Source organism: Prescottella agglutinans (assembly GCF_004011865.1).
Classification (GTDB): Bacteria; Actinomycetota; Actinomycetes; order Mycobacteriales; family Mycobacteriaceae; genus Prescottella; species Prescottella agglutinans.
Genome location: NZ_RKLP01000001.1, coordinates 729,294 through 742,296 on the forward strand (window position 1 = coordinate 729,294; position 13,003 = coordinate 742,296).

Genomic DNA, 13,003 nt, shown 5'->3' on the forward strand with positions numbered 1-13,003 from the left:
GCTGTGACCGAGGTCTACCGGTCACAGCCCACCCGGGATCAGCCGTGGGAGAACTTGATGTTCGGCAGGGCCTTGCGCAGCCAGTTCGGCGACCACCAGGCCGCGTTCCCGGTCAGCCGCAGCAGCACCGGCAGCAGCACCAGGCGGATCAGGACGGCGTCGAGCAGGACCGCGATGCCCAGCAGGATGCCCATCTCCTTCGGCGGCAGCGGTTCGGCCAGCGCGAAGCTGAAGAACACGCCCACCATGACGGCCGCGGCCGCGAAGATGACCCGCCCGGAGTGCGCCATGCCCGAGATCTGGGCGCCGCGCGCATTGCCGGTCGTCTCGTACTGCTCCTTGACCGTCGACAGCAGGAACACCGTGTAGTCCATCGCGATCGCGAAGATCATCGCGAAGAAGAACACCGGACCCCAGCCGTCGAGAAAGCCCTGCGGGGTGAAGCCGAGCAGGTCGGACAGGTGCCCGTCCTGGAAGATCAGCTTCGACGCACCGAACGCCGCACCGGTCGAGAGCAGGCTCACGACGGTGCCGATCAGCGAGACCAGCGGGGCCTGCAGCGCCACGAGCAGCAGCAGGAAGCCCAGCACCAGGATCACGCCGATCACCAGCGGCAGGTAGTCGTTGAGCGCCTGCTGCAGGTCCAGGTTCTCCGCCGGCGCGCCACCGACCAGGGCGCTGTCGGGCAGTTCCGCCCGCAGCGTGTCGAGCGTGCCGCCCAGCGCCGGGTCCGACGGGTCGACGGTCGGCAGGGCCTGCATCATCACCAGGTCGGAGCCGTCCATCGCCGGCATCGCGGGCGTCACCGCGGCCACGCCGTCGACGGACGCCGCGGTCTCGGCGGCGGCCTGCGCGTCCGCGGACGGAACCACGATCTGCAGTGCGCCCGGCGCACCGATGCCCATCTGCTCCTGCACCAGTTCGTAGCCCTGACGCACGGCCGCGTCCTCGGGGACCACCTGGATCGACGGCATCGCGACCTTCAGGCCGAGCACCGGGATCGCCAGTCCGACGAGGATCGCGACGGACGCGACCGCGAACGGCCACGGGTGCCGGTCCAGCAGCTTGCCCCACTTGGTGAACAGCGGCGAGCCGTCGGTCTCGGCCTGCTGCTTCTTGGCGTACGGCAGCGAACCGGCGTTGACCTTGCGGCCCAGCTTGCCGAGGACCGCGGGCAGCAGCGTCAGCGTCGCGGCGAGCACGAACACGACCGCGAGCATGATGCCGACCGCCATCGTCCGCACCGCGGGTGCGGGCACCAGCAGCACCGCCGACAGGCTCACCAGCACCGTCAGCCCGGACAGCAGCACGGCCTTGCCGGCGGTGTCCATGGTCTCGGCGACCGCGAGGCGCGCGTTCGCGTTCTTGCGCAGCGCGTCCCGGAAGCGGACGACGAGGAACAGCGCGTAGTCGATGCCGAGCGCGAGCGCGAACATCATCGCGAAGTTCATGGCCCACACCGAGATCGGCGTGATCTCGTTGAGCAGCACCAGCGCACCGGCGGACGCGACCAGACCGGCCATCGTCAGCAGCAGCGGCAGTCCGGCGGCGACGAGGGAGCCGAATGCGAGCACCATGATGCCGAGCGTGACCGGCCACGAGAACATCTCCGCCTTGATCATGGCGTCGTGGTTGGCCTTGTTGAAGTCGCTCCACAGCGCCGACGCACCGGTCGGGTAGACGTCGATGCCGTCGCCGGAGAGCGCCTTCAGGTCACCGCCGAGGTCGTCGACGGCGCGCACCATGTCGTCGGTGTTCGCGTTCGCGCCGGCGACCAGGATCCCGGTGTGCCCGTCGGGGCTGATCGTCATGCCGGGCTGCGGCGGGATCACCTCGCCGATGCGGGCGTCGGCGGTGAGCACCGACGTCGCCTCGCCGAGCACCTGCTGCACGGCGGGGTCGTCGAGCGGCTTGTCGTCCGAGTGGACGACGACCTGGATCGCCGACGACGCGTTGCCGCCGAAGTGCTCCTGCGCGAGCTCGCGCACCTGCACCGACTCGGAACCGTTGGCCTGCCAGCCGGCACCGGCCAGCGAGCTGAACACCGACGGCGCCGCGGCGCCGAGGGCGACGACCAGCACGAGCCACGCGGTGATCACCCATTTGAAGTTGTCGGCCATCGCGGCGCCGAGCCGGGCGAGTGGGCCGCCGACGGACTCGGTGGATGGCGGCGGGGAATCCTGCCGCTGTCCGGTGGTGGTCATGGGAGATGCCTTTCGGTGTGGTGAATGTTGGGTTCCGGTCGTCCCGCGTTTTGCGCACTTGTCGCGGTTCCCGGGCTGAGATTCGCGCCATAAGTGCGCAAAACGCGAAGGGGGCGGGGATGAAAATACGGGTGGGGGTATATGGGAGAGTTAAAGAGAACCCGGTCGAGAACCACTCGGTTTCGACCGGGTTCGGGTGGGACTAGTTGCCGGACTCCACGGCGCGACCGGACTGCAGCCAGGCCATGGTGCCGCCGGCGACGTTGACCGCGTCGACGCCCCGGGCCTCGAGGTACTGCGCGGCCTGGGCGCTGCGGCCACCGGCCGCGCAGATGACGTACACGGTGCCGTCGGCCGGAACCTCGTCGACGCGCGCGACGAACTCGCTCAGCGGGATCAGGACGGCGCCGGGCACCCGCGCCTCGGCGAACTCGTCCGCCTCACGGACGTCGACGAGCGGGGCGCCGGTGGCCAGCACCGCTTCGAGTTCAGTCACGTCAATTTCGCGCATAGGGGGTTCCTTCCGAATGTTCAGGGGGGTCACGAGACGCCGGCCGGCGCCTTGGCGCGCTGCCCTGCATCCCACGTCTTGTATCCGCCGTCGAGGTTGGCCGCGGGTCGGCCGAGCCCGGCGAGCAGGCGCACCGCGGTGTGGCCGCGCTGGCCCACCTGGCAGTGCACGATCAGGTCACCGGCCGGCAGTTCGCCGACCCGGTCCCTGAGCTCGTCGAGCGGGACGTTGACGGCGCCCGGGACGGCGCCGGCCGCGAACTCGTCGGCGGTGCGGACGTCGACGAGCGACGCGCCACCGGCGACCAGGGTATCGAGTTCGTGCCACTGGACCGTGCGGGTGGAGTCGGTGCGCAGGTTGTCGGCGATGTAGCCGAGCATGTTCACCGGATCCTTGGCCGAGCCGAACTGCGGCGCGTAGGCCAGCTCGAGATCGGCCAGGTCGGACGCGGTCAGCCCACCGGCCATCGCGGTGGCGACGACGTCGATGCGCTTGTCCACGCCCTCGCCGCCCACGGCCTGGGCGCCGAGGATGGCGTCGGTCTCCGGGTCGACGAGCAGCTTGATCGCCATCTGCTGCGCGCCCGGGTAATAGCCGGCGTGCGACTGCGGGTGCGTATGAATGGCCCGGTAGGGGCGACCCGACGCGCGCAGCCGCTTCTCGTTCCAGCCGGTCGCGGTGACGATCAGACCGAACACCCCGACGACGGCCGTGCCCGACGACGACTTGGCCCGCACCGGACGGCCCGCGATGACGTCGGCCACCAGCCGACCCTGCCGGTTGGCCGGGTTGGCGAGCGGGATCATCGCGGCGCCGCCGCCGACCGCGTCACGCTTCTCGACGGCGTCGCCGACGGCGAAGATGTGCGGGACCGAGGTACGCATCTGGTCGTCGACCACGACGCCGCCCCGCTCCCCCAGGTCGGCGCCGACCATCTTCGCGAGCGCGTTCTCGGGCCGGACGCCGATCGCCATGACGACGACGTCGGCCGGGAGCGTGCGCCCGTCCGCCAGGTCGGCGGTGGCGTCACCGATCGCGGTCAGCTGGGTGCCGAGTTCGAGGCGGACGCCGTTCTCGCGCATCCGGTCGGCGACCGGGGCCGCCATCTCGGGATCGAGCGGGGCGAGCACCTGGTCGGCGAGTTCGACAACGGTGACGTCGAGGTCGCGGTGGCGCAGGTTCTCGGCCAGTTCGACGCCGATGAACCCGGCGCCGACGATGACGGCGCTGCGGGCCGACGACATCTGCTCGACGAGACGGTCGACGTCCTCGACGTCGCGCAGGATCAGCGCGCGTTCGACGCCGGGCAGCGGCGGCACGATTGGGCTTGCGCCGGTGCTCAGGACCAGTTCGTCGTAGCTCTCGACGTAGGTGTCGCCCGACGCGAGGTCGTGGACGGTGACGGTGCGGGCGTCGGGGTCGATCGCGGCGACCTCGCTGCGGACGCGGACGTCGAGCCGGAAGCGCGCCCCGAGGCTCTCGGGCGTCTGCAGCAGCAGTTCGTCGCGGTCCTCGATGACGCCACCGGCGTAGTACGGCAGACCGCAGTTCGCGAACGACACGTGCGCGCCGCGCTCGAACACGATGATCTCCGCCGACTCGTCCAGACGACGCATGCGGGTGGCCGCGGACATTCCGCCGGCGACACCTCCGACGATGACAACCTTCACGATCTACCTCCTCGATGTTGCGGACGACTATACCCCAGGGGGTATCCGACAGGGTGTGAAGCCGCTCTCAGCGGAAGTCCCGAGACCTGGTCGACATCCGCAGGTCCATGAGCTGGAGATGATCGGCGACGACGGTCACCGCGCCTTCCGCGTTCTGCACCCGCCCGCGCACCAGCAACGCCGGGGCGCTGGTGGCGAGCTTGCGGTACTTCGCCCACAGTCCAACCGAGCACACGACGTTGACCATTCCGGTCTCGTCCTCGAGGTTGAGGAAGGTCACACCGGCGGCGGTCGCGGGCCGCTGCCGGTGCGTCACCGCACCCCCGACCAGCACCCGGTCCCCGTCCGGCACGTCCAGCAGCCGCGACGCCGGGAGCACGCCCAGCGTGTCGAGTTGGGGGCGCAGGAACTCCGTCGGGTAGCTGTCCGGCGAGACCCCCGTGGCCCACACATCGGCCGCGGCGAGTTCGAGGTCGCTCATGCCCGGGAGGGCGGGCGCGCGGGTGGATGCCCCCGTGCCCGGCAACCGGTCCGGGCGCTCCCCCGATGCCGCGCCGGCCGCCCACAGGGCCTCGCGCCGGGACAGACCGAAGCAGCCCAGAGCCCCGGCCGTCGCGAGGGACTCGACCTGCGCGGTGGTCAGTTCGATCCGGCCGGTCAGATCCAGGATCGACCGGAACGGCCCGCCCTCGGCGCGGGCCCGGGCGATGCGTTCGGCGAGATCGGCGCCGATGCCCCGCACCTCACCCAGCCCCAGCCGCACCTCGGTGCCGTGCGCCTCGAGGGTGGCGTGCGCGAGGCTGGCGTTGACGTCGGCCCCGTGCACCCGCACCCCGTGCCGCCGGGCGTCGGCGACGAGGGACTGAGGCGAGTAGAAACCCATCGGCTGGGCGCGCAGCAGTCCCGCGCAGAAGGCCGCCGGGTGATGCAGCTTGAACCACGACGAGTAGAAGACCAGCGACGCGAAGGACTGCGAATGGCTTTCGGGGAAGCCGAAGTTCGCGAACGCGTACAGCTTGTCGTAGATCCGGTCGGCGACGTCGCCGGTGATGCCGTGCAACTCCCGCATGCCGTCGTAGAGCCGTCCGCGCAGGCGCTCCATCTTCTCGGGCGACCGCTTGGAGCCCATCGCCCGCCGCAACTGGTCGGCCTCGGCGGCGGTGAATCCGGCGGCGTCGACGGCCATCTGCATGAGCTGTTCCTGGAACAGCGGCACCCCCAGCGTGCGCTTCAGTGCCTTCTCGAGGCAGGGGTGGTCGTAGGTGACGGGTTCGCGGCCGTTGCGACGACGGATGTAGGGGTGCACCGAGCCGCCCTGGATCGGCCCGGGCCGGATGAGCGCGACCTCGACGACGAGGTCGTAGAAGTTGCGAGGCTTCAGGCGCGGCAGCGTCGCCATCTGGGCCCGCGATTCCACCTGGAACACGCCCACCGAGTCGGCACGCTGCAGCATCTCGTAGACCGCCCGCTCGGACAGGTCGAGCCTCGCCAGGTCCACCTCGATGCCCTTGTGCTCGGCCACCAGGTCGATCATGTAATGCAGGGCCGAGAGCATGCCGAGGCCCAGCAGGTCGAACTTCACCAATCCCACTGCGGCACAGTCGTCCTTGTCCCACTGCAGGACGCTGCGGTTCTCCATGCGCGCCCACTCCACCGGGCACACGTCGGCGATGGGCCGGTCGCAGATCACCATGCCGCCGGAGTGGATGCCGAGGTGCCGGGGAAAGCCCTCGATCTGCGCGGCCAGCTCCAGCACCGCCGGCGGGATGTCCGTCCCCGTCTCGCCGCCCACGCCGGTCCAGCGGCTGACCTGTTTGCTCCACGCGTCCTGCTGCCCCTGCGAGAAGCCGAGCGCCCGCGCCATGTCCCGCACCGACGACTTGCCGCGGTAGGTGATGACGTTGGCGACCTGCGCGGCGTACTCGCGGCCATACTTGGCGTAGACGTGCTGGATCGCCTCCTCGCGACGGTCGGATTCGATGTCGACGTCGATGTCGGGTGGGCCGTCGCGTTCGGGCGAGAGGAATCGCTCGAACAGCAACTGGTTGCGCACCGGGTCGACGTTGGTGATCCCGATCGCGTAGCAGACGGCCGAGTTGGCGGCCGATCCCCTTCCCTGGCAGAGGATGTCGTTGTCCTTGCAGAACGAGACGATGTCGTGGACCACGAGGAAGTAGCCGGGGAAGGTCAGGCGTTCGATGATCCCGAGTTCGTGTTCGATCTGCGCGTACGCCGCCGGGTTGGACGACGGCGGACCATACCGACGGCGTGCGCCCTGCATGGTCAGCTCGCGCAGCCAACTCGCCTCGGTGTGCCCGTCCGGGACGTCGAACGGCGGCAGTTTCGGCGCGATGAGCCGCAGGTCGAACGCGCACTCGAGCCCCAACTCGGCGGCCCCCGAGACGGCCTGCGGGTAGCGCGCGAACAGCCGTGCCATCTCGGCCCCGGACCGCAGGTGCGCACCCCCGGTGGGCGCGAGCCAGCCCGCGGCCTCGTCGAGGCTCTGCCGGGCCCGCACCGCGGCCATCGCCATCGCGAGCCGCCGCCGGGGCGGCCCGGCGAAGTGCGCCGCGGTGGACGCGATGACGGGAAGACCTTGGCGTGCGGCGATTTCCGCGAGCACCGCATTGATCTCGTCGTCCTCGGGTAGGCCGCGGTGGGTGAGTTCGACGGTGACCCGGTCGGCCCCGAACCGGTCGACGAGGTCGCGCAGCGCCGCCTCGGCGGCGTCGGGCCCGCCCGCGGTGAGCGCGCTGCGCACGTGCCCCTTGCGGCACCCGGTGAGGATCTGCCAGTACCCGCCGGCCGCCTCGGCGAGCGCGTCGTAGTCGTAACGCGGCTTGCCCTTCTCCCCACCGGCGAGGTGCGCGGCCGCGATCTGCCGGGACAGCCGCCGGTAGCCCTCCTGCCCGCGGGCCAGCACCAGCAGGTGCGTGCCGTCGGGGTCCGGGATACCGGTGCGCGGCGCGGCGCCCAGGGACAGTTCGGCACCGAACACCGTCCGCATGCCCAGTTCCTTCGCCGCCTCGGCGAAGCGGACCACGCCGTACATCCCGTCGTGGTCGGTGAGCGCGATGGCGTCCAACCCGAGGCGCACCGCCTCCTCGACGAGTTCCTCGGGCGGGCTGGCGCCGTCGAGGAAACTGAAGGCCGAGTGGGTGTGCAGTTCCGCGTACGGCACGGTGGCGCCGACCGGACGCACAGCACCTTCGGTCAGGTACGCGCCGCGTTTGCGGGACCACGCCGGGCTGTCACTGCCGTCACCGGGGAACCGACCCTCGTGCCGCGGGCGCCCCGACAGCACCCGTTCCATCTCCGCCCACGTCGGCGGACCGTTTCCCCAACCCATCCAGCTGCCACCTTCCCGCAGGACCCGGATCGGCGTCTGGGCCTGCGTGCACGGGAAGACGCGGAGGGGAAGACGCATCTTTCGAACTCACGTTCGAGTGTGTCACGCGCGCCCGGCAGGGTCAACGAACGTGCCCCTGCCGGGCGGCGGCCTTACTGCCCCGAAGTGCGATAGGCAGTCGCTTCGAACTCGAGGTAGCCCCCGAGCGATGCGGGGTCGGCGAAGGGCAGAACCTGTGCGGCCCACATACCCGCGAGACCGCTGCGCCGGTCGATCCAGTAGTAGAGGTTCGCGAGCCCGGCCCAGGCGAGCGAGCCGGCCGGCCGCCCGGTCGGCGCCGGCTCGTCGTTGACCATGAACGTGTACGCCCAGGATTTGGGCTGCCCGGGGAAGAACTCGGCGTTGTTCGACAGCTCCGGTTCGACTCCGGGCAGCATCGTCACGCGCTGGCCGTCCAATCCGCTCACGACGGCCTGCTCCACCGTTTCGGGCGCGAGGACGCGACCGTGTTCGCCTGCACCGTCGTTCAGCCACATGCGGAGGAACTTGGTGTAGTCGCCCACCGTGGAGTACAGGCCGTGACCACCCATGTGAACCTCGGGATCCTGCGGCAATACCAGGTCGAGCGGCTCGAGCACGCCGTCGGGCCGCCGCTGATGGATCGTCGCCCGCCGCTGCTCCATCGCATCGTCGAGCGTGAAAGCCGTGTCCGACATCCCCAGCGGGGCGAAGATGCGCTCGGACATCACGTCACCCAGACGCTCGCCCCGCACAGCCTCGACGACCAGCCCTGCCCAGTCGATGTTCGAACCGTACTGCCAGCGCTCACCCGGATCGAACAGCAGCGGCGTCGTCAGCGCGGCCTTGGTGCCGGTGATGACGCTCGGCTGGCCGTGCTCGACCGTCAACCGGTGATAGGTCTCGTCGAAGAACGAGTATCCGAGTCCGGCGGTGTGCAGCAGCAGCATGCGCGTCGTGATCGCGCGTTCGGGCGCCCGCAGCACCGGCGCCCCATTCGTGTCGAAACCGTCGATCACCTCGAGCTTCCCGATCTCCGGAAGGTAGTTCGACGCCGGGGCATCGAGGTCGACGAGCCCTTCCTCCACGCACTGCAGCACTGCGGTGCCGGTGATCGCCTTCGTCGTCGAGAACATCGCGAAGACGGTGTCGGGCGTCATCGGCTGTGCATCGCCTACCGACCGCACTCCGGCCGAGCCCTCGTACACGGTCCCGTTCCGGTCGGTCAGCATCGCGACCACACCGGGCACCTGTCCGGCCCCGGCGCCGGTCACGCCGTCGAGCACGGAGTTCAGCTTCGAATCACGTTGTTCCACAGTATCTCTCCCACCAAGTGATGGCCTCGTACAGGAGAGCAACCTATGGACATTTCCGCGGCGCCCACGTCCTCGATCGGCAATGACCGTCTCGAACCGGCAGGTATCCGTGATCGGCGTCACCCTCGCCCGCGACGCAGGGTGTCGGACGGGTTCTCCGCGAACCGTTGCCGATACGCCGCAGCGAAGACACCCATGTTGACGTACCCCCACGCACCTGCGGCGGCGGCGACCGTGGTCGTCGTGTGGGACGACAGCTCTCGCCGCACTCCCTCCAGCCGGTACTCGCGGAGACAGTCCCGCGGAGTGATCCCGAGATACTCGCGGAATGCGCCGGACAACGCCCGGACGCTGACTCCGACTTCCTGGGCCACCTCCGCGACCGTCGGAAGGTCGCGCGCGTTGTCCTCGATGTAGCGCACTGCCCGCCTGACGTAGCCCGGCGCGGGCACCGCGGTGGCCGACGCCGGGTCGACGCCGGCACTCGACGCCCATTCCTCGAGCACCTGCGCCGCGATGAGTTCCTGCAGGTTCACCCCGATGCGACCGTGGGCGATCGCATTTCGGTCCGTCGCCAAGGTCCGAGAAACGTAGTCCAACAAAGCCAGCCACGGGCTACCCGGACCGCCGACGACACACTTGTGCCGCCACAGTCGGTCGTCGGGAGCCCGCCCCCACCACCGCAGCGCCAGATCGGCCAACAGCCGGTGCGGGATCGTGAGGTTGAGCTGGAGGTGGTCGGCGTCGGCATCGAACCTGTAGTCGACCCGACTGCAGTCGACGACGAACGTCTGTCCGGTCGTCAGGTCGATCCTGGATTTCGGGGTCACCTCGTGCCGCGTCCGTCCGTTCAAGGTGGTGAGCACCAGGACGTTGCCGGCTTCAGGCTCGAATTCGTCCAGCGCGACCGGAATCCCGTAGCTGAACCGGGTGAGCGTCATCTCGCCGATCTGCGTCGAGAACATGCTCGAGGACGGTACGAGCGAGCGGCCGACCGGCCGGACCTCGTACGGCATGTACACCGCGTCCGACCAGTGCTTGATCTCGTCCCAATCGGTGACGGGTCCGGCGGCCCGCTCACGACAGGTCCGGGGGTCGAAGGTCAGTGGCACACCGGGAGCATAGGCAGCTGGGCCCTCAGCCGGGAAGACCTCGACCTCGACGCACAGACGGCGGATCAGACTCCGCAATCCACCGGTTCCATGTCGGCCGCCCCGATCGCGCGACCCGTTTACGTAATTACGATCCACGAAAAGGAATCGAATTCATGTGACGTCGATTCTTACCTTCCGGTAGGCAATAAATTCGGTCGCGCGACCGAATTTCCTTACCCGAAAGTAGGGAGAACGCAAACTCGCTCGAATGCAAAATCGAGGGGATTTGGACATAACGCCCAGGCGGCGACGTCCGACGAGCCGAAATGCGCGAGAATCGGACAATCCGCACCTCACCTGGACAAACGTCAAACAGTAGGCGCTTCGAAGATGTGATGCACGAAATGGATCTGCGATATAGGCTGCGCCCGATCGCATCCAATTTCCCCAATTCGCACGAGGCCGGTAGGCGGCGCCCGATTCGAATGCGAATCGGCTTCGGGTGCGATCGATGCACATATGGCAGATGCTCAACAATTCGGGCACGCGACCGAATCGGACCACAGGGACGAGATGACCACCAATACGACCAGCAGCCAGTCTGCGCGCAGCATCACCATGGCCGAACTCCCCGCCCTCGCCGGCAAGAGCCTCGGCACATCGCATCGCGTCCTGATCACGCAGGAGCAGATCTCGTTGTTCGCCGACGCCACCCACGACCACCAGTGGATCCACGTCGACCCGGAGCGGGCCGCGACCGGCCCGTTCGGCTCGACGATCGCGCACGGCTATCTGACCCTGTCCCTCGCCGTCGAGCTCTTCTTCCACCTGCTCGACGTGACCGACTGCGCCCAGGTGATCAATTACGGGCTCGACAAGGTCCGTTTCCCCGCCCCGGTTCCGGTCGACTCGTCGGTGGGTGCGGTCGCCGACGTGACATCGGTCGAACCGTGCCCGGGCGGCTACCAGCTCGCCGTGACCCTCACCTTCGACGCGGTGGGCGTCGAACGCCCGGTCTGTGTCGCGCAGATGATCCTGCGCTACCTGGGCACCAAGGACTCCACCGAGGCCACCTCGAACGCTGCCGGAGGCGACCGTGTTCGATAACGCGATCCGCCAGCTCTCCGCCAGGGTCGACCCCACCGGCTGGTTCGCCGCAGGCGCGTCGGTCGCCAAGAACGCGGCCTGCAACCCGGCGGCCGTCGCCGCCGCCACCGGCAGGCTGGCCGTCGGGTTGGCACAGATCCCGCCCGACGCGGTCCGGGTGGCGGTCGGTGCGAGCACCGCGCCGCCCGCACCGGGGGACGCCCGGTTCCGGGACCGCGCCTGGCAGGACAACCCCGCGTACTTCGCGGTGCTCCGTTCCTACCTCTGCGCGCGCTCCTACGTCGACAGCCTGGTGGATGCGGGCGCCGCGGACGCCTTCACGGCCGCCAAGGCACGCCAGTTGGCGCATCTGCTGCTCGACGTCGCCGCCCCCACGAACAACCCCGTCACCAACCCCGAGGTGCTCACCCGTGCGATCGCGACGGGCGGAAAGAGCCTGGCCCGCGGCACGTCGTACCTGGTCGAGGACGTGGTCAAGCGCGGCGGCCGCCCGAAGCGAACCGACGACACCGCATTCACGCTGGGCGAGAACATGGCCGCCACACCGGGTCAGGTGGTCTTCCGGAACGACCTGATCGAGCTCATTCAGTACGCACCGCAGACCGAGCAGGTGCACGCGACGCCGCTCCTGGCGTGCCCGCCGTGGATCAACAAGTTCTACATCATGGACATCGGCCCGGGACGCAGCTTCGTCGAGTGGGCCGTCCGGCACGGCCGCACCGTCTTTCTCATCTCCTACCGCAACCCGGACGAGTCGATGAGCGGGGTGGGCTTCGACGACTACCTCACCGACGGTGTCACGGCGGCGATGGACGTCGTCGAGGAGATCACCGGGGCGTCGAAGATCGACCTGGTCGGGCTGTGCCTCGGCGGCGCGATGGCGTCGATCGCGGCCGGCTACCTGGCCGCGGCCGGTGACCACCGTCTGGGCACGCTCACGCTGGCGAACACCCTGCTCGACTACAGCAGCCCGGGCGACCTCGGCCTGCTGACCGATCCCGAGACCCTCGCGAAGATCGACATCGTGATGCGACGGGCCGGGTACCTGTCCGGTACGGACATGGCCCAGACCTTCGACCTGCTGCGGGCGAACGACCTCATCTTCCGGTACTGGGTGAGCCGCTGGATGCTGGGCGAGGAACCGCAGTCGTTCGACCTGCTCGCATGGAACGAGGACTCGACCCGCATGCCCGCGGCGATGCACAGCACCTACTTGCACTCGCTCTACGGCGAAAACCAGTTGGCCCTGGGGCGTTTCACGATCGCCGGACAGACGATCTCGCTGAAGGACGTCGACAGCGACGTGTACATCGTCGGCGCGCTGGACGACCACATCGTGCCGTGGCAGTCGTCGTACGCGGGCGCCGTGCTGTTCGGCGGCGACGTGCGATTCGTCCTGTCGAACGGCGGGCACATCGCCGGCATCGTCAACCCACCGGGAAAGAAGACCTGGATCGAGGCCTGCGGGGAACCCCAGGGCTCGACGACGAGCGGACTGCCGGCGGACCCGTCCACGTGGAAGGAGGCGGCGCAGCGCCGATCCGGCTCGTGGTGGGAGGACTGGGCGGCCTGGTCGCAGCAGCGGTCCGGCGAACTGCAGGCACCGCCGCCGATGGGCAGCAAGATGCATCCTGTCATCGGAACCGCGCCCGGCACATACGTTTTCAACTGATCCACGCCTCACGCCTAGCGTGTTAGCAATCACAATGCTAACTTGCTAACAGCAATCCCGTC

Annotated in this window: 8 protein-coding genes; 2 read left to right on the plus strand and 6 right to left on the minus strand. The window is 69.2% G+C overall.

Annotated elements, in window-relative coordinates:
* Positions 1-38: 38 nt before the first annotated feature.
* The 6 genes from EGT67_RS03445 to EGT67_RS03470 form a co-directional block, all read right to left on the minus strand.
* Positions 39-2,204: an MMPL family transporter gene (locus tag EGT67_RS03445; protein ID WP_127914600.1), complete on the minus strand. Its 2,166-nt coding sequence runs from the start codon at positions 2,202-2,204 to the stop codon at positions 39-41.
* A 202-nt stretch (positions 2,205-2,406) separates the two neighbouring features.
* Positions 2,407-2,715 carry a rhodanese-like domain-containing protein gene (locus tag EGT67_RS03450; RefSeq protein ID WP_127914601.1) on the minus strand — a complete coding sequence of 103 codons (309 nt, stop codon included), beginning with the start codon at positions 2,713-2,715 and terminating at the stop codon, positions 2,407-2,409.
* Positions 2,716-2,744: 29 nt separating this feature from the next.
* Complete coding sequence (locus EGT67_RS03455) at positions 2,745-4,388, minus strand: FAD-dependent oxidoreductase (protein WP_206612280.1); 1,644 nt, start codon at positions 4,386-4,388, stop codon at positions 2,745-2,747.
* 64 nt (positions 4,389-4,452) lie between these two features.
* A complete protein-coding gene (locus EGT67_RS03460) occupies positions 4,453-7,734 on the minus strand; it encodes an error-prone DNA polymerase (RefSeq protein ID WP_127914769.1) in 3,282 nt (1,093 codons plus the stop codon).
* Between the two features lie 152 nt (positions 7,735-7,886).
* Complete coding sequence (gene acmB, locus EGT67_RS03465) at positions 7,887-9,068, minus strand: methyl acetate hydrolase AcmB (protein ID WP_127914603.1); 1,182 nt, start codon at positions 9,066-9,068, stop codon at positions 7,887-7,889.
* A 119-nt stretch (positions 9,069-9,187) separates the two neighbouring features.
* A complete protein-coding gene (locus EGT67_RS03470; RefSeq protein ID WP_127914604.1) occupies positions 9,188-10,180 on the minus strand; it encodes an AraC family transcriptional regulator in 993 nt (330 codons plus the stop codon).
* Positions 10,181-10,735: 555 nt separating this feature from the next.
* Here EGT67_RS03470 and EGT67_RS03475 point away from each other — a divergent pair.
* Positions 10,736-11,269: a MaoC family dehydratase gene (locus EGT67_RS03475; RefSeq protein ID WP_127914605.1), complete on the plus strand. Its 534-nt coding sequence runs from the start codon at positions 10,736-10,738 to the stop codon at positions 11,267-11,269.
* Positions 11,259-12,941 carry a PHA/PHB synthase family protein gene (locus EGT67_RS03480; RefSeq protein ID WP_127914606.1) on the plus strand — a complete coding sequence of 561 codons (1,683 nt, stop codon included), beginning with the start codon at positions 11,259-11,261 and terminating at the stop codon, positions 12,939-12,941. The genes EGT67_RS03475 and EGT67_RS03480 overlap by 11 nt, the downstream gene beginning before the upstream one ends.
* Positions 12,942-13,003 lie beyond the last annotated feature (62 nt).

What these genes read in the sequence shown, in the direction of transcription:
- EGT67_RS03460 (WP_127914769.1), bottom strand. Translation starts at nt 7,734, where the DNA reads ATGGGTTGGGGAAACGGTCCGCCGACGTGGGCGGAGATGGAACGGGTG.
- EGT67_RS03445 (WP_127914600.1), bottom strand. Translation starts at nt 2,204, where the DNA reads ATGACCACCACCGGACAGCGGCAGGATTCCCCGCCGCCATCCACCGAG.
- EGT67_RS03450 (WP_127914601.1), bottom strand. Translation starts at nt 2,715, where the DNA reads ATGCGCGAAATTGACGTGACTGAACTCGAAGCGGTGCTGGCCACCGGC.
- EGT67_RS03475 (WP_127914605.1), top strand. Translation starts at nt 10,736, where the DNA reads ATGACCACCAATACGACCAGCAGCCAGTCTGCGCGCAGCATCACCATG.